The sequence below is a fragment of the Brevibacterium sp. H602 genome, assembly GCF_051172395.1.
Classification (GTDB): domain Bacteria; phylum Actinomycetota; class Actinomycetes; order Actinomycetales; family Brevibacteriaceae; genus Brevibacterium.
Genome location: NZ_JBPIZD010000003.1, coordinates 199,823 through 223,062 on the forward strand (window position 1 = coordinate 199,823; position 23,240 = coordinate 223,062).

Here is a 23,240-nt window from a genome sequence, read left to right on the forward strand (position 1 = left end):
GCTGAGCCGGGTCCATCTCCCCAGTCGCTGGTGATTGCCGCGGCCGGAACCGTACCCAGCAACCACGGCGGCCTACGCCGCGGCCGCTGGGATCAGCCCTGCGACGAGTTCGCCGGGGAGAGCATCTCCTGCGTCGTCTGCTTCTGCCGCTTTCGGGCCAGCACTCGGCCGATGCCGGTGTAGACGAGAGCGGCGATGAGCACGACGTAGATGATGATCGTGATCGGCGAGGACACCAGAGTCGACGCATCACCGCCGGAGGCCAGCAGAGCATCGCGCAGGTTCGACTCGGCCAGCGGACCGAGCACCATGCCGATCATCAGCGGCGCCAACGGCACACCGTAGCGCTTGAGCACGAAGCTCAGCACTCCGATGCCCAGCAGGATGAGCAGCTCGAAGGTCGAGGCGGACGTCGCATAGATGCCCAGTCCGCAGAAGACCGCGATGCCGCCGTAGAGGTACGGGTCCGGGATCTTCAGCAGCTTCGCCCACAGAGGAGCGAACGGCAGGTTGATGATGAGCAGAACGATCATCGCGACGAAGAAGCTCGCCAGCAGACCCCACACCAGCTCGGGGGAGCGGTCGAAGAGCAGCGGACCGGGCTGGATGCCGTACTGGCGGAACGCCGCGAGCATGATCGCCGCCGTCGCCGAGATCGGCAGCCCCAGAGCCAGCAGGGCTCCCATGGCAATGCCCGTCGTCGCCGATCCGGCCGCCTCGGGGGCGGCGAGACCGCGGATCGCGCCCTTGCCGAACTGCGGATCCTTCCGGCGGGAATCGAGCTTGCGCTCCAGACCGTAGGCCATGAACGTCGGCACATCGGCACCGCCGACGGGGATGACACCGAAGGGCAGACCGATCGCCGTTCCGCGCAGCCATGCCGGCAGGGCTTCGCCGACCTCCTTGCGGGAGAGGAAGGGGCGACCCGAGGAGTTGATCGTGTTGTCCTTGGTCTGACGGCGGATGCGGGAGGCGATGAAGAACACCTCGCCCAGCGCCAGCACACCAACGGTCACCGTGACCAGGGAGACTCCGTCGAAGAGCTCGGGCACGCCGAGGGTGAACCGCTCCGTACCCGAGACCGAGTCGATGCCGATGACGGTGAAGCCGATGCCCAGCACCAGAGCCGTGAGCCCCTTGAGCACCGAATCGGCGACTACCGAGGAGGTGGCGACGAAGGCGAAGAGCGCGAGAGCGAAGAACTCGGCCGGGCCGAAGCTCGTCGACAGCTCCGCCAACGCGGGAGCGACGAAGACGACGAGGAAGCAGGAGATGAACCCGCCGATGAACGCGCCGATCGCGGCCGTCGCCAGAGCCTGCGGGGCCCGCCCGGCCTTGGCCATCTTGTGGCCTTCGAACGTCGAGGCGATCGCCGAGGCCTGACCAGGGGTGTTCATGAGGATGGCCATCGTCGAGTCGCCGAAGAGACCACCGAAGTAGACGCCGGCGAACATGATGAATGCACCCGTGGGATCCAGCGCAAAGGTCATCGGCAGCAGCAGAGCCACGGCCATCGATGACCCCAGGCCCGGCAGCACGCCGACAGCGGTGCCGAGGAAGCAGCCGACGAGCACCCACAGCAGGTTCATCGGCGTCAGAGCGTGTGTGAACCCTTCGAAGAGGGACATGAGAGCGTCCATATCAGAAGCCACCTCCCAGAATTCCCGAAGGAAGGTTGAGTCCCAGCATCACCGAGAAGGCGATGTAGACCAGGGACGAGAACGTCAGTGCCAGAGTGAGATCGAACAGCGGCTTCTTCGACCCCATCGACCGAGCCACGCACCAGAACAGAAGAGCTGCGGCGATGATCCACCCGGCGAATTCGAGGATGAGGGCGAACGCCGCGAAACCGCCTGCACCCCAGGCCAGGGACACGAAGTCGCTGTGGGTGCGGTGCTTCGCATCGGCCTTGCGGGCAGCGGCGAGAGCCTGGCGGTCTTCTTCCGGCTCGTCTTCCTCATGAGGGGAGAGACGAGAGGCCGCGACAGCCGAGGTGACCGGAGTCGAGAACGCCTTGTCCTCCTCGGCCGCGGCCGGCAGCTCGTCCTCGACATCGACGGGTTCCGGATTGCGGATATAGGCGATGACCAGCAGGATCGTCAGCGCGTATCCGACGAGCATGATGATCGTCGGGAAGAACTGCGGACCCGGTTTGTCCGCGTCTGGGGCGACGTCCATGGTGAGGATGCCGACGAGCAGATAGGTCGAGAATGCTCCCATGATGAGGGGGACGATGAGGCCCGACCGTCCCTGCCACCAGGTGCCCGCGCCGAGGTGGCCCGTCCTGTCCGTGCGCGATGTCGTCTGTGCGCTCACAGTCCCAACTCCTTCAGCAGCTTCTCCACTCGGGAGGTGTCTTCTTCGACGAATTCGGCGAACTCCTCGCCGGTCTGCCATACGTCTGTCCACTTGTTCCGATCGAGGGCGTCCTTCCAGGCCGCACTGTCACGAGTCTTCTGCAGGATCTCGAGGAGCTGAGCGGAGTCGTCACCGTTGATGTCCGGTGCTCCGAGCCAGCCGCGCCAGTTCGTCAGCGTCACCTCGTATCCCTGTTCGGACATGGTCGGCACGTCGTCGAAGCCCTCGATGCGTTGGGGCGCGGCCACGCCGATGGCTTTGACACGTCCGGCCTCGATCTGGTCGGAGACCTCGTTGAAGCCGCACGAGGCGAAGTCGGTGGTGCCCGAGAGCAGAGTCTGGATGGCTTCACCGCCGCCGGACTTCGGGATGTAGGTGATGTCAGAGGCGGGGATCTTGCCGAGCAGCGCCAACTGAGCGATGGTCAGATGGTCGACCGAGCCGGCCGAACCGCCCGTCCACACGAACCCTTTCGGGTCCTTCTTCCACGCGCCGATGACGTCGTCGATCGTATTGTGCGGGGAATCCGCGGCGGCGATGAGCACGTCATAGTCCTCGGCCACGCGGGCGAGCAGAGTCGTATTGTCGAATCCGACCGGCGATTTGTTCAGCGCGATACCGCCGACCATGGCGGTGCCGGTGGCCAGGATCGTGTCCGCCTGACCGTGCATGGTCGAGAATTTGCCGAGGCCGATGGTGCCGCCGGCACCCGGAATGTTGACGACCTGGGCATTGTTGGCGAGCCGGTCGACACGCATGGCCTGCTGGGTCTCGCGGGCGAATCCGTCCCAGCCGCCTCCGGCGCCGGCCGGAGCGATGAGGGTGAGATTCGATGACAGGTCGCCCTTCGCCGAGGCGGCCCTGACCGAGTACGTCGTCGCCGTTCCGATCGCCGCCAAGGCGATCGCCCCGTAGGCGATGCGACCGAAGGTTCGTCGCGAGGGATGGGAGGATTCGGGCACGGAATCCTCGGGAGGTGGCGCCTTTGGCACGGACTTCTCCTTTGAAGGCAGGTGTGATGTGAGACTCACCTTAGAGGTTCCTGAGTGTCGACTGCGAGGTTGTGCTCACTCTGCGCGTTCTGCTCATTGAGCGCGTTGATTGCATTCTGCTCAAAGGGTGGTGTCGAAGAGAGCAGTCGCTGGTGAGGGGAGGGGCGGTGATGAGGTGCGGGTGTTCCTGAGTCTGCCACTAGGCTGGCGTCATGAGCGAAACTTCCGGCAGCGACACCGCCTCCTCGACGACCGCGACCCCGACATCTGCGCCGGTGGCGAAGAAAGTCCCCTTCGAGCGCACCCACCACGGCCACACCTTCATCGACGACTACGAGTGGATGCGAGAGAAGGAATCCCCCGAGGTCATCGCCCACCTCGAAGCAGAGAACGAATGGACGACCGCACAGACCGCTCAGCTTGAAGGACTGCGGGACTCGATCTTCACCGAGATCAAGACGCGCATCAAAGAGACCGATATGTCGGTGCCCAACCGGCGCGGGAACTATTGGTACTTCTCCCGCACGAAGGCCGGACTCGACTACGGCATCAGCGTCCGCATCCCCATCTCCGGACCTGATGACTGGACCCCGCCGGAGGTCGGCGAGGAATCTCTGCCCGGCGAAGAGGTCGTCTTCGACTCGAACATCGCCGCCGAAGGTCAGGAGTTCTTCTCCCTCGGCTCCTTCTCACTCTCAGATGACGGCAGCAGTCTCCTCTACGGCGTCGACACCACCGGCGACGAACGCTATACTCTCCGCGTTCGCGACCTCGCCACGGGAGACGACCTCCCCGACACGATCGACGGCACCTTCGCCGGAGCCTCCCTCGACTTGAGCGGACGCTTCGTCTTCTACACCACCGTCGACGACGCCTGGCGACCCGAGAAGGTGTGGCGCCACGTCGTCGGCACCGACAGCAGCGACGACGTGTGCATCTTCCACGAACCCGATGAGCGCTTCTTCGTCGGATCGGGTTTCTCGCGTTCGGGCCGGATGATGTTCGTCGTCACCGGATCGAAGACGACGACCGGATACTGGAGCATCAGCGCCGACGACCTTGAAGCCGAACCGCAGGAGATCTGGCCCCGAACTGACGGCGTCGAATACAACGTCGAGCACGCCGTCATCGGCGGTGAGGACCGGTTCCTCATCACCCACAATCGCGATCGCGCCGACTTCGACCTCGTCGACGTCCCCGCTGCCGATCCAACCTCGCCCGGCCGCGACGTCATCGTCACCGAGTCCGATGCCGACGGCAACGACGAAGTGCGCATCGAGGACCTGCGCATCGAGGACGTCGATGCCTTCGCCGACTTCATCGTGCTCGGATACCGTCGCGGCGGATTCGCGCGTGTCGGCATCATCCTCCTGGGGGATTCCTCCTCTCCGTTCGGTCCGCTGCAGGAGCTCCCCTTCGGCCGAGAGACCGGGGCACTCTACGTAGGCAGCAACCCCGAGTTCGAGCAGACGAGCATCCGACTGCATTTCACCTCCATGTCCACACCCGCCGTGATCTATTCGCACAGCGTCGCAGACGGCACTCACACGGTTCTCAAGCGTCAGCCCGTTCTCGGCTCGGTCGACCTCGACGACTACACCGAAACCCTGCTGTGGGCGAAGGCCGAAGACGGCACCGAAATCCCGATCTCGGTCGTCTTCCGCAAGGACCTTCACCGTTTCGACGATGACGACAGCACCGCCTCGGCGACGAAGGGGGCAGGCGACGGCGCGAGCGCGACGAATGACGGTGCCGCCTCGGCGAAACCGCTCCTCCTCTACGGATACGGCTCCTACGAAGCGAGCATGGACCCGTATTTCTCGGTCTCCCGGCTGTCACTGCTCGACCGCGGAGTCGTCTTCGCCATCGCCCACGTGCGCGGCGGCGGCGAAATGGGCCGACACTGGTACGACCAGGGCAAGACGACGGCGAAGAAGAACACGTTCACTGACTTCATCGACGTCGCCCGCCACCTCATCGACACCGGGTGGACGAGCCCGGACCGGCTCGTGGCCAGCGGCGGATCGGCCGGCGGACTGCTCATGGGCGCGATCGCGAACATGGCGCCCGAGCTCTTCGCCGGCATCAGCGCCGAAGTGCCCTTCGTTGACGCGCTGACCTCGATCCTCATGCCCGAGCTGCCGCTGACCGTCATCGAATGGGAGGAGTGGGGCGACCCGCTGCACGATCCGGAGGTCTACGAATACATGCGCTCGTACTCTCCCTACGAAAACGTCACCGAGGCGGCCTACCCGCAGATCTTGGCCGTGACCTCGCTCAACGACACCCGAGTCCTCTACGTCGAACCCGCGAAATGGGTTGCCCGACTCCGTGAGGTCGGTGCGAACGCCCTGCTCAAGACCGAAATGGTTGCCGGACACGGCGGAGCCTCCGGGCGGTATGACACCTGGAAGGAAACTGCCTTCGAGTACGCATGGATCCTCGATGTGCTGGGACGATCGGATGTCGAAATAGAGGCCTGAGGGGACGTCTGTCGCCGCAGATAACGATACTGGGACGATTGTCTCCAAAACCCGGATTCGGCACCCGGTGTCAGTGCCGGGCCATACAGTGGATATCATCACATTCGACGTGATGCGCGTCATGATCTCAGAACGGTCTGGGTGAAGGCGGCGCATCATTCATCTGCATTGCCGTCATTTCCTTGCGCGCGAGGGAAAACGGTGCCGAATGCAGAATTCGTGACGGATCCGCACCGGCGGACCGAAATTCCGAAAGGGAGAAGAATGCGTCTCAGGAAAGTAGCCACAGCGATGGTGGCAGTCGGTTCGATTCTTGCGGTTTCGGCCTGCGGCGGCGGTGAGAGCGGAGGCGGCGAAGGCGATTCGTTCTCCATCGGCGTCTCGCAGCTCGTGCAGCACCCGGCGCTCGACGCCGCCACCGAAGGCTTCAAGAAGTCCTTCGAGGACGCCGGCGTCGACGTCGAATGGGATGTGCAGAACGCCCAGGGCGAACAGGCCAATGCGACCTCGATCGCCCAGCAGTTCGCCAGCGACGACCTCGACCTGGTTCTGGCTGTCGCTACCCCGGCCGCCCAGGCCGCAGCTCAGGCGATCTCCGACAAGCCCGTGCTCTTCACCGCCGTCACCGACGCCGAAGAAGCCGGACTCGTCGACTCCAACGACAAGCCCGGCGGCAACGTCACCGGCACCTCCGACCTCAACCCGGTCGAAGAGCAGCTGAAGCTGGTCAAGGACGTCAAGCCCGATGCGAAGACCGTCGGCATCGTCTACAGCTCCGGTGAGGTCAACTCGCAGGTGCAGGTCGATCTCGCGAAGAAGGCCGCAAAGGGCCTCGACGTGAAGATCAAGGAAGCGACGATCGCGAACTCGGGCGAACTCGCTCAGGCAGTGGACTCGCTCGGCAAGGTCGACGCCTACTACGTGCCCACCGACAACAACGTGGTCTCGGCAGTGTCGACGATGGTCCAGGCGGCAGAGAAGAACAAGGCTGTGCTCGTCGGGTCGGAAGCCGGCCAAGTCGAATCCGGTGCGGCGATCACCCGCGGCATCGACTACACGAAGCTCGGTGAACAGACCGGTGAAATGGCTCTGAAGATCCTCCAGGGCGGAAAGAAGCCCGCCGAGATGCCCGTCGAGACCAGCTCGAACCTCGAACTCGTCGTCAACCCGAAGGCTGCCAAGGCCCAGGGCGTCGAGATTCCGAAGAAGCTCGTCGACGAAGCCGACAAGGTCATCGAGTAACCGACACCAGTCACACCCTGTGACCCGGTGCGTGGAGTCCTGACTTCTCCGACCGCACCGACGTCACCGGCCCCGAGGCCGCCGGCGCTCCCGCCGACGACCTCGGGGCCACCACGAACCACACACCAGAAATGAACGGAAACCCATGTTCGGAGCATTGGAGCTCGGGCTCATCTACGGCGCGATGGCGCTCGGGGTCTATCTGACCTTCAAGGTCCTCAACTTCCCCGACCTCACCGTCGACGGAAGCTTCACTACGGGCGGCGCCACCGCAGCCTCCCTCATCATCGCCGGGGTCAACCCCTTCCTGGCCACTCTCGCCGCAATCGGCGCGGGACTCATCGCCGGCTACATCACCGGCCTGCTCCATACGAAGGGCGGCATCGACGGACTGCTCGCCGGAATCCTCACGATGATCGGCTTGTGGTCGATCAACCTCCGGATCATGGGGAAGGCGAACCTGCCGCTCCTGCGAGAAGACACAGTGTTCACCCCGCTGCGCGAGAACATGCTCATGGGCGGCTGGGCATCGATTGCGATCCTGCTCGTGTTCGCCCTCATCCTCAAATTCGCCATCGACTGGTTCCTCACCACCGATCTTGGTCTGGCCATCCAAGCCACCGGCAACAACAAAGAGATGATCCGCAGCCTCGGCGTGAACACAGACAACTCGACGATGCTCACCCTGGCGCTGTCGAACGGATTTGTCGCCCTCTGCGGTGCACTCATCGCCCAATACCAGGGATTCTCCGATATCAGCATGGGCATCGGCCTCATCCTCGTCGGACTCGCCTCGGTCATCCTCGGCCAGGCAGTGTTCGGCAGCCGCAACATCTTCATGGCCAGCCTCGGAGCACTCCTCGGGTCGGTCGTCTACCGACTCATCATCTTCCTCGCCCTGCGTGCGGGCCTGGACACGAACGATATGAAGCTGACAACCGCGCTGCTCGTCGTCATCGCACTGCTGCTGCCCAGATGGGGATTCCTCAAGCGGATTCCCTCGCTTCGCGGGCGCGGAAACCGCGCGGCCGCCTCGGTGCCGGCGGGAACGACCGATATGAAGGACCCGGCCGAAGTCGCCGATATCCCCGCCGGGGCCACCGGCGCCCGGGCAGGGAAGGAGATCTGAGACCCATGCTCAAGATCGACAACATCTCGAAGACCTTCTTCCCGGGCACCGTCAACGAACGCAAGGCGCTGCAAGGGCTCTCGCTCGAACTCGACGAATCCGACTTCGTCACCGTCATCGGTTCCAACGGCGCCGGAAAGTCGACGCTGCTCAACACCATCTCCGGCCGTCTGCCCATCGACACGGGTTCGATCACCATCGACGGCGCCGAGGTATCGAAGATGCCCGAGTACAAACGGGCGAAATACCTGGGGCGAGTCTTCCAGGACCCGATGGCCGGCACCGCTCCGGACCTCACGATCGAACAGAACCTCTCGCTTGCGCTCAAGCGCGGAAAGCCGCGTGGGCTGGGGCGGGGGACGACCTCGGAGCGGCGCGAACACTTCAAGGACGAGCTGGCCACTCTCGAACTCGGCCTGGAGAACCGGCTGAAGACGAAGGTCGGGCTGCTCTCCGGTGGTCAGCGGCAGGCGCTGAGCCTGCTCATGGCCGGATTCACCCAGCCGCGGATCCTGCTGCTCGACGAGCACACCGCTGCCCTCGACCCGCAGCGTGCCGCCCTGGTGTCGGCCCTGACGAAGAAGATCGTCGAAGCCGACGGGCTGACCACACTTATGGTCACGCACAATATGGAGCAGGCGATCGCGCTGGGCAACCGGCTGATCATGATGCACGAAGGACGGATCATCTACCAGGCTTCGGCCGAGGAGAAGAAGGACCTGACCGTCGAGACCCTGCTCGGTGAATTCTCGAAACTCAAGGGAGCGACTCTGGGCGACCGGGCGCTGCTGAACTGAGCAGGGCTCCGGCGCGCGGCTGATGCGTGTACGGGAGAGGGCGGCTAGCACCGATTTGGTGCGGGCCGCCCTCTTGTTTCGCTTTGGCTACTTTACCAACCGGTTGGTAAAGTAGCGGTATGGCAAGTGATGGACGGATGCGGATTCTCGAAGCGGCGAAGGCTCTGGCTGAGTCGCATGATTCGGTGCAGGGTGTGACCATCTCACTCGAGTCGGTCGCGCAGAAGGCTGGGCTGACGAAGCCGGGTCTGATGTATCACTTCCCGTCGAAGGAAGCGCTCATGCTCGGGCTCGTCGACCACGCCGCCGAAGAATGGGCGCAGCGACTGTGCAAGCACACCGGGCAATCGAGTCAGGACCTGACGAGCTTCGACCGGCACCGTGCCTACGTCACCGTGGCCACCAGCGCTGAGGTCTCCCGCGCCGACTACTGGATCTTCTCCGATGCGCTCTATCACCCGAAGCTGTCGCGGGCCTGGAGTGAACACCTCGGCCCGTGGTTCGACACCACCGGACTCGACGATCGGGCGGTGTCTCTGCTGACCGCGGCCCGGTTCTGTGCCGACGGTGCGTGGATGTCCGAAGCCACCGGAGTGTTTCCCTCCGATGACCTCACGGCCGTGTGCCGACACGCCCTCGCCCTCATCGACGCCGCTGAGCAGATGTCCGACGGTGCTGCTGAAGAAACGTCTACCGATACTGAGACGGAGGTGACCGAATGAACTCGAAACGTCTGCTGCTCCTCGTCGCGGCCATCCTCGCCGAGGTGGCCGCCACCCTGATGCTGCGCGCATCGGTGTCCGATCCCGTGTGGATTCCCGGTGTCGTCGTCCTCTACGCCACAGCCTTCTTCATCCTCGGCCTCACCCAGCGTCTGGGCATGCCGCTCGGTGCCGTCTACGCCACCTGGTCTGCCAGCGGGGTCGCGCTCGTCGCCGTGCTCGGCGTCGTGTTCTTCGGTGAGCTCCTGAGCATCGGCGCCATCATCGGGATCGCCCTCATCATCATCGGCGTCATCCTCGTCGAGTCCGGCACTCCCGAAGAGTCCGAGACCGTCGGTGCGGAGGTGACCGAATGAGCTGGCTGTGGTTGGCCCTGTCGATCCTCAGCGAAGTCGCCGGCACCCTGTGCCTGCGTGCAAGCGCCGGACTGCAGCGCAAGATCTGGTTCATCCCTGTGGCGATCAGCTACACCGCGGCCTTCTTCTTCCTCGGCCGCACCCTGGCGGAGGGGATGCCGCTCGGCGTCGCCTATGGTCTGTGGGCGGCCTGCGGAGTGGCATTGGTCTGCCTGCTCTCGCGAGTGATCTGGAAGGACCCGCTGACGCGGAAGGCACTCCTCGGGATCGGCTTCATCACCGTCGGCGTCATGCTCGTCGAGATCGGCTGACGCGGCCGTACCGGGTTGCACATGCCATACCCGGTTGCCCCGACCACGTCTGGCTGACTCGGCCATAAGCGGCCGACCAGGCCAGCGGTTCGCCTGCTCGTTGCTGAGAATTTATTGTGAAGCGTCAAGGAAGCTGTTATCGTCCGAAGACATGACCCCTCTCGAATTCGACGACCACCAACGCTGTGGATGGTCGACCCCGAATCGAGAGCGCCCGAGCTGCGGCTTCGCCAATGATTCCTGGGAACCCATGGCCATCGGCTGGTGGGGCGGCGAGCCCTAGTCACTGATCGCCGATCCGCAGACCTCCTGCCTGATCGACGACCTCCGGCCGGTCGCATCACCTGATTTCCGACGAGTACCCGATGTGCGTTCACGCCATCGGGCCATGATGCGTTTGCCTCCGTGCACGGCACCGATCGATTTCGGCAGTTTCCGCAACAATCGAAAGAGTGTGAACCGACACATGACAGATGACCCCACCCGAACCGACGAACAGGATCCGGGGCCGGATCAGCAGTCCGATTCCACCACCGAGGCGGCTCGCCGTGCACCACGCGAACGGATCATGGCCGATGCCCGCCGGGTGAGGGACGACGCCAAACGCGTCGGCCGTGAGACCGGGCGCAACCTCGGCCAGTTCGACTACCGCCGCCCTCGCGGTCCCGTGAAGGCCGATCTCGAAGATACGCACGGCCACTACCCGCACGACACCCACCCGATCCTCGTGCCCGGAATCGCCATCGACGAACAGCGGCGCAAGTACTCGCTGGACACGATCATCTTCGCGATCGCCGGCGGCCTCACCGTCGCCTTCGTCATCTGGGGCATCACCAGCCCCTCCAGCGTCGCTACGGTCGCTCAGACTGCCTACGATTGGGCCACGCTCAACGTCGGATGGCTGTTCAACCTCGTCGCGATCATCATTCTCGTCTCCCTGCTCATCCTCGCGTTCTCTCCCTACGGCAAGATTCCCTTGGGCAAGGATGGGGAGACCTCAGAATTCTCCACCTTCTCCTGGGTCGCCATGCTCTTTGCCGCGGGCATCGGCATCGGCGTCCTCTTCTTCGGACCCTCTGAGCCCCTGACCTACTTCATCTCACCGCCGCCGCTGACGAATGATCCGGAGTCCACCGAGGCGCTCCACGGTGCGATGGCCCAGACCTACTTCCACTGGGGCTTCCACGCCTGGGCGATGTACGCCCTCGTCGGCGGTGCCATCGCCTACGCCGCCTACCGTCGCGGCCGTTCGCTGCTGCTGTCCTCGATCTTCCAGTCGCTGTTCGGCAAACGCCAGACCGAGGGCTTCGCCGGCAAACTCGTCGACATCTTCGCGATCGTCGCCACTCTTTTCGGCACGGCCGCAGCCCTGGGCATCGCGGCCATGCAGATCGGCACCGGAGTCAGCATCGTCGCCGATGCGGGACCGATGACGAACAACGCGCTCGTCATCATCATCCTCGTCCTCACCCTCGGCTTCATCATCTCCGCGGTCTCCGGCGTCTCGCGCGGAATCCGCTACCTGTCCTCGATCAACATCGTGCTGACCGTCGGCATCGTTGCACTCGTGCTGTTCCTTGGACCCACGCTCTACCTGCTCAACCTGCTGCCGTCAGCGTTCATGGAATACCTCGGGTCGATGTTCGATATGATGGGCCGGTCCCTGTCCTGGGGCGCTGAGACCCAGGAATTCCAGTCCCTGTGGACCGTCTACTACTGGGCCTGGTGGATCTCCTGGTCACCGTTCGTCGGCACCTTCATCGCCCGCATCTCCCGCGGCCGTTCGATCCGCCAGTTCATCCTCGGCACGATCTTCATCCCCTCGACGCTGCTCTTCGTCGCCTACGGCATCATGGGCGGAACCTCGATCTGGATGTACCGGTCCGGAGCGTCGGGCTTCACCGACAGCATGGAAGCCCCCGAGGTGTTCTTCACCCTCATCGACAACCTGCCCTATGTCGAATGGCTGCCGTTCGTCGTCATCATCGTCCTCGCGATCTTCTTCATCACCTCCGCGGATTCCGCCTCGGTGGTCATGGGCATGCTCACCAGCCGCGGTGATCAGGAGCCGAAGAAGTGGGTCGTCGTGTTCTGGGGTCTGGTGATGTCCGGCATCGCCGTGGTCATGCTCCTCCTCGGCGACGCCAGCGCCCTCGAGGGACTCCAACAGCTCGTCATCGTCACCGCAGTGCCGTTCGCGCTCGTCATGCTCTTCATCATCGTCGCCTGGTTCAAGGAGCTGCGGACGGACCCGCTGGCGCTGCGTCGTCAGTACGCGCTCAACGCGGTCGACAACGCCGTGGTCGCCGGTGCCGATGCCTACGGTGACGACTTCGCCCTCCAGGTCGTGCCCACTGACCCCGGTGACGGTGCGAACGGCGGAATCGACTCCGAGCACGGGGACTACACCGACTGGTACCAGCGCACGGACGAGAACGGCGAACCCGTCGGGTTCGACTACGAAACCGGCGAATGGGCCGACGGCTGGACCCCGGACGACGATTCCACGAACACCGCGGACTCCGCAGAGACTGAGGAATCCACCGTCGCCGAGGCGGACGCCGCCTCCACGACCGATGCGGACTCCGGGACCGCCTCGGCGAGCGAATCCGACCCGGATTCAGCGACCGATTCCGAAGCCGACTCCGGCCCCGACCGCAGAGAGGACCACCCATGACCACCCCGAACATCGTCGTCATCCAAGCCGACCAGATGGCCGCCCAGGCTCTGGGAGCCTATGGTGATGCGGCCGCGCTGACGCCGAACATGGATGCCCTCGCCGCCGACGGAGCCGTCTTCGACCGTGCGTACTGCAATACTCCGCTGTGCTCGCCGTCGCGGGCATCGATGATGACCGGGCGGATGCCCTCGGAGATCGACTGCCTGGACAACGGCGACGACTTCGCTGCGTCCGTGCCGACGTTCGCCCACCGTCTGCGCAAGCTCGGCTACCACACGGCGCTGATCGGGCGGATGCACTTCATCGGGCCTGATCAGCACCACGGTTTCGAAGAGCGCCTGACAACGGACGTGTACCCGGCCGATCTCGATATGGTGCCCGACTGGAACCGTCCGCTGGAGCAGAAGCTTCAGTGGTACCACGAGGCGGACCCCGTGTTCACCGCCGGTGCGGCGACCGCGAACGTCCAGCAGGACTTCGACGACGAGGTGATCTTCAGAACCCTGCGCCACCTCAACGACCGCAAGCGCGCGAACCAGGCTGCCGGGTGCGATCAGCCGTTCCTCATGGTCACCTCGTTCATCCACCCTCACGACCCGTATGAACCGCCGAAGGCCAACTGGGACCGATTCGCCGAGGTGGCCATCCCGGACTCAGCCCACCCCGAGGTTCCCGACCCGGCCATCGACCCGCACAGCCACCGTCTGCGCACGATGTGCGGTTTCGACGAACGCGAACCGGGAATCGAGGACGTGCGGCGGGCCCGCCGTGCCTACTATGCGGCGGTGAACTACATCGACGACCATGTCGGGGCGATCCGGCGCAAGCTCGAAGAGCTCGACCTGGCGGACAACACCGTCATCGTCGTCACCAGCGACCACGGGGACATGCTGGGGGAGAAGGGGCTGTGGTTCAAGATGTCGCCCTACGAGCAGTCCTCCCGAGTTCCGCTCATCATCAACGGACCCGCCGAGGTGATCGACCCGGGCCGGTATGCGGCCCCGGTCAGCCTCGTCGACCTCGCGCCGACCCTGGTGGAGATCGCCCAAGGCCCGAGGCCGGAGGACACGAAATCCGGCTTGGCGAGGTTTCTGCCTATACGCCGTGCGGATCCTGAGCCCGCCTCGGCGATCGAGGAAGGTCTGGTCGGGACGTCCCTGCTGGAGACGGCTCGGCGAGAAGCCGCCGGCGAACTCGGGACGGAGAACCGCGATGTCGTCATCGAATACTTCGCAGAAGGCACGTACAAGCCGCAGGTCACTTTGGTCCGTGGGGATCTCAAGCTCACGCTGTGCCCGGGGGATCCGGAGCTCCTGTTCGACCTCGCCAACGACCCGGATGAGCTGAACAACCGGGCCGAGGACCCGGCCTTCTCCAGGAGGCTGGAGAAGATGCGTGCCGAGCTCGAGTCCCGTTACGACCTCGAGCACCTCGAGGACCATGTGCTCGCTTCGCAGCGCAGCCGCCAGCTCGTCGCCGATGCGCTCAAGATCGGTCGAGTCCGCCACTGGGACTTCGACCCGGAGCCGGAGCACGGCTACGTGCGCGGAGACTTCTGGTCGGCGTTCCGCTTCGGCAAGATCCCGGCCGCCGACTGACTCGTCGGCTTCTGCAGCGGCTCGCGCTGCACTCGCTGGTTCAAAGTGTGGGCGTCCTGATTTCGATCAGGGCGCCCGCACTTCTAACCCGCGGAAGCGGAATGCGGACCCCGCCGGACGGCTTCGGCGGGTCGGCTGAGAGGGTGAGTCGCCTCGGCGACAACAATTCACTTGGACTTAGGTGAGTTGCGAGTCACATTCTCAGAATCCGGTGGCATCATTCGAGGTAGGAGGGATTCCATGACCATCTTTGAGTCGACATCTGAAGTTCCGCTCGGTGCGGAGACCACATTCGACTGGCATGCTCGGCCAGGAGCGCTGACCCGCCTCTCGCCTCACTGGGCGCAGGAGATCGTCGAAGAGAGCTATCCTCCGATCGCGCCGGGCTCGGTGGCGCAGGTGAAGACGAGCGTTCCCGGTACCTACGGACTTGTGCGGCGGCCGTTCAGCTCGGTGCATTCGGAGGGGCCGTCGCGGTTCTCCTTCGTCGATGAGCTGAAGAAGGGACCGCTGAGCCAGTGGAAGCACACGCACGAGTTCACCTCGGTCGCCGGCGGGACGAAGATCGACGACCACATCGAATTCTCCATGGCTCCGCAGGGCTTCGACGTCATCGACCGGGGCCTCACCCACTACCTTGAAGCCACTTTCGACGCCCGCCGCAAGCGGATGCTCATGGACATCGATTTCCTCGAATCCACGAACGCGCCGCTGCTGGCGCGGAAGAAGGGCAAACACATCCTCATCGCCGGCGGCAGCGGAATGATCGGACGCCAGGTCGCCGCCCTGTTCTCCACTGCGGGTCATTTCGTCCGACTGCTGGTGCGCGAAACCCCGAAATTCCCGTACGAGGTGCACTGGAACCCGGACCTGGGAATCCTCAATCCACGGGACCTCGCGTGGGCGGATGCGGTGGTCCACCTCGGTGGGCGGTCCATCGCCACTCGGTTCACCAAGCACGCGAAGGATGAGATCTGGTCGTCTCGAATCGACTCTACGAGGCTGCTCGTCGAAACGATGCGTGGTCTGCCCGAGGCGAAGCGTCCGTCGGTCTTCGTCTGTGCCTCTGCGGTCGGCTACTACGGGTCGAAAGCTGACGAACCGGTCGACGAAACCGGACCGGCCGGCGACGGATTCCTCGCCGAGGTATGCCAGAAGTGGGAAGAGACGGCGGCCGGTGTCGAGGAAGTCGGGATCAGACGTGTGTCGATCCGAACCGGAGTCGTGCTCAGCTCCTTGGGCGGTCTGCTCAAACTGCAGGCGCCGCTGTTCCTTGCGGGTGCCGGCGGTCGATTGGGCAGCGGGGAGCAGGCTCTGGCGTGGATCTCTCTTGACGATGTTGCGCGGTCATATGTGCATGCGGTCCTCTATGACTATGTGCGCGGGCCGGTCAACGCTGTTGCGCCGGAGCTTGTCACGCAGGCGGAATTCGCCGAGGCGCTCGCCGCTCACCTTCGCAGACCCGCGTGGATCCCGACGCCCGGGTTCATCACGGAGATCATGCTCGGCCGTGACGGTGCGAAGGAGCTCGCTCTGGCCGACCAGCGGGTGGTGCCGGAGAAGCTGCAGGAAACCGGATACCAGTTCGCCCACCCGACATTGAGCGACTGCTTCGAGGAGGAGCTCGGCGGCGGGGCGTAATACAGAGGTCCCCGCCGTTCGGCATGTGAGCCTAACGGAGGGGACCGGTGTTTCTGCTGTTACTGCTGTTTTCGCGGTACTGGGTCAGAAGCGCTTCGAGGCGATCTCCGCACCTTCGGTCAGAGACTGCAGCTTCGCGACGGCGATGTCCGGGTGGACTCGGCCGCCCAGCCCGCAGTCGGTGGAGGCGACGACGTTCTCGGGTCCGACGAGCTTGGCGAACCGGCCGATGCGTTCGGCGACGAGCTCGGGATGCTCGACGACGTTGGTCGAGTGGGAGACGATTCCCGGGATGATGTACTTGCCCTCGGGCAGCTTCTTCTCTTCCCAGATCCGCCACTCGTGTTCGTGGCGGACGTTCGCGGCTTCGAACGTGATGCCGGCGGCATTGATCGAGAGCACCTGGTCGACGATCTCGATGAACGGCAGGTCGGTGACGTGCGGTCCGTGCCAGGAACCCCAGCAGGTGTGCACGCGCACCTGCGCCGGGTCGATTCCGCGCAGCGCATGGTTGAGCGCGTCGATGCGGACCTGGATGAACGTGCGGTAGTCATCGAACGACGGTTCAGGGTTGATCTGGTCGAAGTTCTCCGCCAGGGACGGATCGTCGATCTGGACGGTCAGCCCCGCCTCGGTGATGGCGAGGTATTCCTCCCGGAGCACATCGGCCCATGCCCAGATGAACTCCTCATCGCTTGAGTAGTACTCATTGGCGATGCGGGAGGCCGAGCCGGGGGAGAGGGCGTTGATGTAACCGGCGCGCTCGTCGTAGCCGGCGGCGGCCAGACCTGTTTTGAGGTTCGCGATGTCACGGTTGACCTGGTCCTGACCGATGTAGCTGATCGGGCCGGTGGCCTTCGGGAACTGCGGCTGCTGGCCGGTGTCGGTGCCGGCCTTCGGATCCGTGTAGACGTTCGGGAAGAGGTTGCGATCGCGGCGGTCGGGCATGCTCGTGAGCACGATATTGCCCGGGGTCGAACGGTTCGCCGGGATCTCCCAGAGGTCGATATCGTGGAGCTCGAGCCCACCGGTGCGGGCGAACGAGTAGTGCCACCAGGCGCCGTAGTCGAAGTCGGCGGCCATGGCGTGACCGTACTCGCCGTCGTTGGGCAGTGAGATGCCCAGGTTCTTCTGGCGTTTGACGAGGTCGGTGACACTGGCGGCGAGGAGCTCGTCGAACTCCTGCTCCTGTTCCTGCGAAACGAATTCGCCGGCGAGACGGGCGGTGTTCTGCGCCTGCTTGACCTTGTTGGCCTCGATGAGCTCGGGAGTGCGGGGTAAGGATCCTGCGTGGGATGTGCGAATCGTTGCCATGATTGGCTCCTCTTCCTTGAATGTGGTGTCGTTCGTCTGCGCTTCTGAGTCGGCGGCCGCGGAAAGGCTGAAGCCGCATCGTTCTTCTTCAGGCAATCACATTCGCAGTCGTGCATGAGTGGAGACTGTCATCTTCGGTCACGTCGCGGATGGGCCGCGCTGCTATGTCAGGCGTCGCCATACACATGTCAGCATTGCCACTTCAGAGGACACTGTCGTCCGCCGCCTAGTCCTAGAGTGAAAACATGAGTTCGATACAGCCGCAGACACCCGGTGTGAGTCGGGCGCTGCCGCCCCAGCAGAAGGCCGGTCAAACGGGCATCCCCGGCACTTCCGTTGCGGCGGCTGCCCAGACCGAACAGTTCGCTCGGGTCATGCTCTGGTGCTCCCGGTGCCCCTCGGCGATCACCATCGCGTTACTGGTCATCGGAATCGCGATCGCGGGCTGGGCTGATTCCTTCTGGCTGATCTATTGGACGATTGTCGCCGTCTTCACCGCTCTCGCCTGGGGCGTAGTCGGACCGCTGCGTGACCGGTTGCGCCGCAGCAAGCGCGAATGTGAGAAGTCTGCCGACCCGCCTTCGTGACCGTCACGCCCAGCAGGGCGATCGGACTCAGCGCGACAGCGAGACGGCCCCTCAGCCTCGACAAGACCAACCGCAGCTGGTCGTATCGAGGCCGAGAGGCCGTCTCGTGACAGTCTTCGCCGGTCGTGGCTCAGACCGCGGTTTCGGTCACCGCCGCGACGCTGCCGCCGAAGCGATCAGCCAGCGTACCCTCGTGGGCCTGGCCGAGTTCGTCGAGTCCGATCGAGAAGTGGTCGACGACCTCGAGCTCGGGAGCTCCGTCGCCGGCATCGGTCATGCCGATGCGCACGAACGGGAACCGCCGGGCTGTGCACATGTCCTTGAAACGGACCTCTTCCGACCGCGGCACGGCGACGATCGCACGCGCCGTCGATTCGGAGAACAGCGCGGTGAACACGTCGATGCCGTCACGCTCGCAGACCTCGTCGAGCCAGATCCGGGCACCCGTGCCATAGCGCAGCGACGATTCGACGAGGGCCTGCGACAGCCCGCCCTCGGACAGATCGTGCGCGGCATCGATCATGCCGTCGCGCGAGCAGTTGATGAGGATCTCGCCGAGTTCTTTCTCCGCCGCCGGCTTGTACTGCGGAGGAACCCCGCCGAGGTGGTCGGCCGTGACGTCGGCCCACGCCGATCCGTCGAGCTCCGCCTCGGTGGTGCCGAGCAGATAGATGGTCTGGCCCGGTTCCTGCCACCCACTCGGGGTGGCGCGGGTGACGTCATCGAAGACACCGAGCACACCGACGACCGGAGTCGGGTGGATGGCCACTCCGCCGGTCTGGTTGTACAGGGACACATTGCCGCCGGTGACCGGGATTCCCATGTCCTGGCAAGCGTCGGCGAGGCCTTCGACGGCCTGCGCGAACTGCCACATGATCTCCGGATCCTCGGGCGATCCGAAGTTCAGGCAGTCGGTGACCGCACGCGGAATGGCACCTGAGGTCGAGACATTGCGGTAGGCCTCGGCCAGAGCCAACTGGGCACCGCGCGCCGGGTCGAGGAAGCTGTAGCGGCCGTTGGCGTCGGTGGCGATGGCCACGCCGAGACCGGACTCCTCGTCGACGCGGACGACACCGGCATCATCCGGGTGGGCCAGTGCGGTATTGCCCTGGACGTACTTGTCGTACTGCGAGGTGATCCACGACTTCGAGGCGAGGTTCGGCGACCCCGCGAGCTGCAGCATCGTCGACCGCAGCTCATCGTCGGACTCGGGCTTAGCCAAGCCGGCGGCCTCAACGGTGTTCGCAGCCACCTCGGCGGTCCATGACGGTGCGGTGAACGGACGGTTGTACACGGGTCCGTCGTGGGCGACCGAGCGCGGAGGCACATCGACGATGACGTCGCCATGCCATTCGATGACGAGACGATCGGAATCAGTGACCTCGCCGAGCACGGAGGTCTCGACCTCCCACTTGCCGACGATTTCGAGGAACTCCTCGAGGCGGTCGGGACGGACGACGGCCATCATCCGCTCCTGCGACTCCGACATGAGGATCTCCTCAGGGGTGAGGGTCTCATCGCGCAGCAGTACGTCGTCGAGCGCGATGTGCATTCCGCCGTCGCCGTTGGACGCCAGTTCCGAGGTCGCACAGGAGATGCCCGCAGCGCCGAGGTCCTGAATGCCTTCGACGACACCGGCGTGGAAGAGCTCGAGGCAGCATTCGATGAGCACCTTCTCAGCGAAGGGATCGCCGACCTGGACGGCGGGGCGCTTCGAGGGCTTCGAATCGTCGAAGGACTCGGAGGCGAGGATCGAGGCACCGCCGATGCCGTCGCCGCCGGTGCGTGCACCGAAGAGCACGACCTTGTTGCCCAGCCCCGACGCATTGGCCAAACGGATGTCCTCATGGCGCATGACACCCACAGCCAGGGCGTTGACCAGCGGATTTCCCTGATAGACGGAATCGAAGACGGTTTCGCCGCCGATGTTCGGCAGGCCCAGGGAATTGCCGTAGTTGCTGATGCCGGCGACCACGCCGTGGACGACACGGGCGGTGTCCGGATGGTCGATGGCTCCGAACCGCAGCTGATCCATCACAGCGACCGGGCGCGCACCCATGGAGATGATGTCGCGGACGATGCCGCCGACTCCGGTGGCCGCACCCTGATGGGGTTCGACGTAGCTGGGGTGGTTGTGGGATTCGACCTTGAAGGTCACGGCCCAGCCGTTCCCGATGTCGACCACGCCGGCGTTCTCGCCGATGCCCACAAGCAGGTGCTTCTTCATGTCCTCGGTGACTTTGTCACCGAACTTGGACAGGTGGACCTTCGAAGACTTGTACGAGCAGTGCTCGGACCACATCACCGAATACATGGCCAATTCCGCCGAGGTGGGGCGACGTCCGAGGATCGCCTTGATCTTCTCGTATTCGTCGGCCGTGAGACCGAGATCGGCGAAAGGCTGCTCGACGTCGGGGTTCGCCGCTGCGAACTCGACCGTCTCCTTGACCTTCTTCGATGCATTCTGCGGGGAATCGACCTGCGTGGAATCCGCAGAGCTGAGGTTAGACGTCATGTCCTCTTCGGGGCCCTTTCATACGACACGGCACTCACGGCCAATCTTAGCCGTGTCCTCACCGCGGGGGCGAAGCGCGTCCACGGATGGGCCGCCTCGGCGAGCTCGGCACGCTGCGCCGTCTTAGAATAGGGGCCATGGCAACTCCCAAGATCGTCCTGTTCTACGTCTTCACTCCGCTGCCCGACCCCGAAGCGGTCAAACTGTGGCAGCACACCCTGGCCGAGAGCCTCGGGCTCAAGGGGCGGATCATTGTGTCGAAGGACGGGATCAACGCCACGGTCGGCGGGGACATCTTCGAGGTGAAGCAGTACGTGCGGGCAACGAAGTCGTATGCGCCTTTCAAAGGTGCGGACATCAAATGGTCGAACGGCCAGGGCGATGACTTCCCGCGGCTGAGCGTGAAGGTCCGCGACGAACTCGTCACCTTCGGCACTCCTGATGAGATCACCGTGACCGAAGACGGAGTCCAAGGCGGAGGTCAGCACCTCAAACCGGGAGCCCTGCACAAACTCCTCGACGAACGCGGCGAAGAGGTCGTCTTCTTCGACGGCCGCAATGCGATGGAAGCACAGATCGGGAAGTTCCGGGACGCGATCGTTCCCGACACCGACACCACGCGCGACTTCATCGCCGAAATCGAATCCGGCAAATACGACGACCTCAAAGACAAACCCGTCGTCACCTACTGCACCGGCGGAATCCGCTGCGAGGTCCTGTCCGTGCTCATGAAGAACCGCGGGTTCGAAGAGGTCTATCAGCTCGATGGCGGCATCGTCCGTTACGGCGAGACCTTCGGCAGCTCCGGCTACTGGGACGGTTCGCTCTACGTCTTCGACAAGCGCATGCACGTCGAGTTCGGTGACAATGTCGAATCCATCGGGCATTGCGTGTCCTGCGACAGGAAGACGCCGGAGTTCGTCAACTGTGCGAACCTCGAGTGCCGCAGACAGTACCTACGGTGCGCCGATTGCACGGACAAGGGTCTGCAGCCCTATTGCGCCGACTGCGTCGAGCAGGGAATCCCCGCCGAGGCGGCCGTCGGCTGAGCGCGTAATCTTGCCCTTCCTCGGAGACGGGAGAGTCCCGCGCCCGACACTTCAGCGGAGCAGGTGTTTCGTCGCCGCCTCGACGTCGGTCCACCTGAAGTCGAACCCGGCTGCTTCGAGTCGTGCCGGCAGCACCCACCGACTCTTGAGCACGAGTTCCGACTCCTGACGCAGGACGGTCATCCCGATCTCGAGCAGCCATCTGGGTGCAGGAATTCCCACGGGCATGCGCACTGCCTTGCGCAGCGCTTTCATCAGTGAGCGATTGTCCGAGACCTGTGGGTTCGAGACGTTGATCGGGCCACTGAGCTCCTCATGGTCGTCGATGAACCAGATTGCCCGGAGCACGTCGTCGATATGGACCCAGCTGAACCGCTGTCGTCCGTGAGTCGGCGGGTGTCCTCGCCAGACCGTCGGCCCGGAAGCCGCCGGTCCGATCCCGCGATAGCGCCGGTGCGGGAACCAGCGCCCTTCATGCTGGGCTCCTCCCGCGCCGAATCTGGCCGCGATGGCCAACATGTTCAACGCCGCTCCGTCACCGAGCACGATCGCCATCCGCAGCGCGACTCGTCTGGTCGCGGGCAGATCTTCGGCGAAGAATTCCTTCTCCCAGGCCTTGGCGATGTCGACCGAGAACCCTTCGCCGATGTCGCCGTCGTCCTCGGTCTGCGGTCGATCCATTGCGTGACGGTAGATGGTGGCCGTGCTCGAGTTGATCCACAGACGCGGCGGCGCCGAGGCGGCTGCCACGGCCGTATTGAGAGCGCGGGTCGTATCGACTCGGGAGTCCCAGATGACCTGCCGGTTGGCGTCCGTGTACCGACATCCGACGCTGCGACCGGCGAGGTTGATGAGCAGGTCTGCACCGTCGATGAGTTCGGCGATTCGGTCGGGACGGTCCCAGATGGCGTCGGCGGAGGCAGGGGAGCGGCCGATCGTTCGCGTCGCGTACCCCCAGGAGTTGAGCGCATCGAGCAGCTCGCCGCCGATGAACCCCGACGCCCCGGCGACGACGGCGATCGGAGCATGAGTGCTTGTCAGCGATGTGTCTGTGGGTTCCGTGCTCATACTCAGGACGCTAACACCCCTCGTTCGTGGAGCGATCGGTGCGGCACAGAACCTGTGTGGTGGGTGTCACGTGGAGAAAGTCGGTTTTGGATTTGCGCGGTGGCTCTGGGGTGGTCTAGAGTTATATCTCGTTGCCCCGCCGGAAACACGGTCTTCGAGACACTGTTTCTACTGGGTCTGACCAGGACAAACACGGTTTGTTCCACGGGTTCAGGCGATCGGGTGGGTAACCGAAAAATGAAACTGATACCTCCAGTGAACATGCTGCATTTTTGTGTGGTGTGGTGATGGGTGTGTGTTTGTGGTTTGAGAATCCAATAGCGTGTTTGTTTGAACAAGTTGTGATGCCAGAACATTTATTATTTTCTGGTGAGACAATCATCTGGCCAAACAGTGGT

19 protein-coding genes are annotated in these 23,240 nt (G+C 64.2%); 13 read left to right on the forward strand and 6 right to left on the reverse strand.

Going from position 1 to position 23,240, the window contains the following annotated elements; all coding sequences use genetic code 11:
• Positions 1–92: 92 nt before the first annotated feature.
• From ACSBQT_RS04080 to ACSBQT_RS04090, 3 genes are read right to left on the reverse strand one after another with little or no spacing between them, the layout of a single operon-like run.
• Positions 93–1,640 (reverse strand): tripartite tricarboxylate transporter permease, encoded by a 1,548-nt coding sequence (locus tag ACSBQT_RS04080; protein ID WP_410709898.1) that lies wholly within the window; start codon positions 1,638–1,640, stop codon positions 93–95.
• A 1-nt stretch (position 1,641) separates the two neighbouring features.
• On the reverse strand, positions 1,642–2,316 hold the full coding sequence (locus tag ACSBQT_RS04085) for a tripartite tricarboxylate transporter TctB family protein (RefSeq protein ID WP_410709899.1): 675 nt from the start codon (positions 2,314–2,316) through the stop codon (positions 1,642–1,644).
• Complete coding sequence (locus ACSBQT_RS04090) at positions 2,313–3,350, reverse strand: Bug family tripartite tricarboxylate transporter substrate binding protein (protein WP_410709900.1); 1,038 nt, start codon at positions 3,348–3,350, stop codon at positions 2,313–2,315. Before ACSBQT_RS04090 ends, ACSBQT_RS04085 begins: the two co-directional genes overlap by 4 nt.
• Before the next feature lie 212 nt (positions 3,351–3,562).
• Here ACSBQT_RS04090 and ACSBQT_RS04095 point away from each other — a divergent pair, with 212 nt between their 5' ends.
• The 11 genes from ACSBQT_RS04095 to ACSBQT_RS04145 all read left to right on the forward strand — a co-directional run bounded on the left by ACSBQT_RS04095 (position 3,563) and on the right by ACSBQT_RS04145 (position 16,309).
• On the forward strand, positions 3,563–5,833 hold the full coding sequence (locus ACSBQT_RS04095; protein WP_410709901.1) for a S9 family peptidase: 2,271 nt from the start codon (positions 3,563–3,565) through the stop codon (positions 5,831–5,833).
• 264 nt (positions 5,834–6,097) lie between these two features.
• Positions 6,098–7,075 carry an ABC transporter substrate-binding protein gene (locus tag ACSBQT_RS04100; protein ID WP_410709902.1) on the forward strand — a complete coding sequence of 326 codons (978 nt, stop codon included), beginning with the start codon at positions 6,098–6,100 and terminating at the stop codon, positions 7,073–7,075.
• A gap of 145 nt (positions 7,076–7,220) precedes the next feature.
• Entirely contained in the window at positions 7,221–8,204 is a 984-nt protein-coding gene (locus tag ACSBQT_RS04105) for an ABC transporter permease (RefSeq protein WP_039209291.1), read from the forward strand.
• A 5-nt stretch (positions 8,205–8,209) separates the two neighbouring features.
• Positions 8,210–9,001, forward strand: a complete 792-nt coding sequence (locus tag ACSBQT_RS04110) for an ABC transporter ATP-binding protein (RefSeq protein WP_039209292.1) — start codon at positions 8,210–8,212, stop codon at positions 8,999–9,001.
• 119 nt (positions 9,002–9,120) lie between these two features.
• A complete protein-coding gene (locus ACSBQT_RS04115) occupies positions 9,121–9,723 on the forward strand; it encodes a TetR/AcrR family transcriptional regulator (RefSeq protein WP_435000956.1) in 603 nt (200 codons plus the stop codon).
• Positions 9,720–10,079, forward strand: a complete 360-nt coding sequence (locus ACSBQT_RS04120) for an SMR family transporter (protein WP_139469915.1) — start codon at positions 9,720–9,722, stop codon at positions 10,077–10,079. The genes ACSBQT_RS04115 and ACSBQT_RS04120 overlap by 4 nt, the downstream gene beginning before the upstream one ends.
• Entirely contained in the window at positions 10,076–10,390 is a 315-nt protein-coding gene (locus tag ACSBQT_RS04125) for a DMT family transporter (RefSeq protein ID WP_139469916.1), read from the forward strand. The genes ACSBQT_RS04120 and ACSBQT_RS04125 overlap by 4 nt, the downstream gene beginning before the upstream one ends.
• Positions 10,391–10,541: 151 nt before the next feature.
• The gene (locus ACSBQT_RS04130) at positions 10,542–10,673 is read left to right on the forward strand and encodes a hypothetical protein (RefSeq protein WP_410709904.1); all 132 of its coding nucleotides are present in this window, start codon (positions 10,542–10,544) and stop codon (positions 10,671–10,673) included.
• A gap of 183 nt (positions 10,674–10,856) precedes the next feature.
• Complete coding sequence (locus tag ACSBQT_RS04135) at positions 10,857–13,067, forward strand: BCCT family transporter (protein ID WP_410709905.1); 2,211 nt, start codon at positions 10,857–10,859, stop codon at positions 13,065–13,067.
• Entirely contained in the window at positions 13,064–14,668 is a 1,605-nt protein-coding gene (gene betC / locus ACSBQT_RS04140; protein ID WP_410709906.1) for a choline-sulfatase, read from the forward strand. Before ACSBQT_RS04135 ends, betC begins: the two co-directional genes overlap by 4 nt.
• Positions 14,669–14,908: 240 nt before the next feature.
• Positions 14,909–16,309: a TIGR01777 family oxidoreductase gene (locus tag ACSBQT_RS04145; protein WP_181272528.1), complete on the forward strand. Its 1,401-nt coding sequence runs from the start codon at positions 14,909–14,911 to the stop codon at positions 16,307–16,309.
• Between the two features lie 84 nt (positions 16,310–16,393).
• On the opposite strand, the gene ACSBQT_RS04150 is transcribed toward ACSBQT_RS04145, so the two are convergent.
• Positions 16,394–17,623 (reverse strand): cobalamin-independent methionine synthase II family protein, encoded by a 1,230-nt coding sequence (locus ACSBQT_RS04150; protein ID WP_410709907.1) that lies wholly within the window; start codon positions 17,621–17,623, stop codon positions 16,394–16,396.
• A 245-nt stretch (positions 17,624–17,868) separates the two neighbouring features.
• Here ACSBQT_RS04150 and ACSBQT_RS04155 point away from each other — a divergent pair, with 245 nt between their 5' ends.
• On the forward strand, positions 17,869–18,210 hold the full coding sequence (locus ACSBQT_RS04155; protein WP_139469922.1) for a hypothetical protein: 342 nt from the start codon (positions 17,869–17,871) through the stop codon (positions 18,208–18,210).
• A gap of 130 nt (positions 18,211–18,340) precedes the next feature.
• Here the strand turns inward: ACSBQT_RS04155 and purL are convergent, their stop codons facing one another.
• Complete coding sequence (gene purL, locus ACSBQT_RS04160) at positions 18,341–20,725, reverse strand: phosphoribosylformylglycinamidine synthase subunit PurL (RefSeq protein ID WP_410709908.1); 2,385 nt, start codon at positions 20,723–20,725, stop codon at positions 18,341–18,343.
• A gap of 137 nt (positions 20,726–20,862) precedes the next feature.
• On the opposite strand from purL, the gene ACSBQT_RS04165 reads away from it, so the two are divergent.
• Positions 20,863–21,774: a rhodanese-related sulfurtransferase gene (locus ACSBQT_RS04165; RefSeq protein ID WP_172175061.1), complete on the forward strand. Its 912-nt coding sequence runs from the start codon at positions 20,863–20,865 to the stop codon at positions 21,772–21,774.
• Positions 21,775–21,825: 51 nt separating this feature from the next.
• Here the strand turns inward: ACSBQT_RS04165 and ACSBQT_RS04170 are convergent, their stop codons facing one another.
• A complete protein-coding gene (locus tag ACSBQT_RS04170; RefSeq protein WP_410709909.1) occupies positions 21,826–22,842 on the reverse strand; it encodes an epimerase in 1,017 nt (338 codons plus the stop codon).
• Positions 22,843–23,240 lie beyond the last annotated feature (398 nt).

What these genes read in the sequence shown, in the direction of transcription:
- betC (WP_410709906.1), top strand. Translation starts at nt 13,064, where the DNA reads ATGACCACCCCGAACATCGTCGTCATCCAAGCCGACCAGATGGCCGCC.
- ACSBQT_RS04170 (WP_410709909.1), bottom strand. Translation starts at nt 22,842, where the DNA reads ATGAGCACGGAACCCACAGACACATCGCTGACAAGCACTCATGCTCCG.
- ACSBQT_RS04110 (WP_039209292.1), top strand. Translation starts at nt 8,210, where the DNA reads ATGCTCAAGATCGACAACATCTCGAAGACCTTCTTCCCGGGCACCGTC.
- purL (WP_410709908.1), bottom strand. Translation starts at nt 20,725, where the DNA reads ATGACGTCTAACCTCAGCTCTGCGGATTCCACGCAGGTCGATTCCCCG.
- ACSBQT_RS04165 (WP_172175061.1), top strand. Translation starts at nt 20,863, where the DNA reads ATGGCAACTCCCAAGATCGTCCTGTTCTACGTCTTCACTCCGCTGCCC.
- ACSBQT_RS04135 (WP_410709905.1), top strand. Translation starts at nt 10,857, where the DNA reads ATGACAGATGACCCCACCCGAACCGACGAACAGGATCCGGGGCCGGAT.
- ACSBQT_RS04115 (WP_435000956.1), top strand. Translation starts at nt 9,121, where the DNA reads ATGGCAAGTGATGGACGGATGCGGATTCTCGAAGCGGCGAAGGCTCTG.
- ACSBQT_RS04080 (WP_410709898.1), bottom strand. Translation starts at nt 1,640, where the DNA reads ATGGACGCTCTCATGTCCCTCTTCGAAGGGTTCACACACGCTCTGACG.
- ACSBQT_RS04120 (WP_139469915.1), top strand. Translation starts at nt 9,720, where the DNA reads ATGAACTCGAAACGTCTGCTGCTCCTCGTCGCGGCCATCCTCGCCGAG.
- ACSBQT_RS04095 (WP_410709901.1), top strand. Translation starts at nt 3,563, where the DNA reads ATGAGCGAAACTTCCGGCAGCGACACCGCCTCCTCGACGACCGCGACC.
- ACSBQT_RS04145 (WP_181272528.1), top strand. Translation starts at nt 14,909, where the DNA reads ATGACCATCTTTGAGTCGACATCTGAAGTTCCGCTCGGTGCGGAGACC.
- ACSBQT_RS04155 (WP_139469922.1), top strand. Translation starts at nt 17,869, where the DNA reads ATGAGTTCGATACAGCCGCAGACACCCGGTGTGAGTCGGGCGCTGCCG.
- ACSBQT_RS04150 (WP_410709907.1), bottom strand. Translation starts at nt 17,623, where the DNA reads ATGGCAACGATTCGCACATCCCACGCAGGATCCTTACCCCGCACTCCC.
- ACSBQT_RS04100 (WP_410709902.1), top strand. Translation starts at nt 6,098, where the DNA reads ATGCGTCTCAGGAAAGTAGCCACAGCGATGGTGGCAGTCGGTTCGATT.
- ACSBQT_RS04105 (WP_039209291.1), top strand. Translation starts at nt 7,221, where the DNA reads ATGTTCGGAGCATTGGAGCTCGGGCTCATCTACGGCGCGATGGCGCTC.
- ACSBQT_RS04125 (WP_139469916.1), top strand. Translation starts at nt 10,076, where the DNA reads ATGAGCTGGCTGTGGTTGGCCCTGTCGATCCTCAGCGAAGTCGCCGGC.
- ACSBQT_RS04130 (WP_410709904.1), top strand. Translation starts at nt 10,542, where the DNA reads ATGACCCCTCTCGAATTCGACGACCACCAACGCTGTGGATGGTCGACC.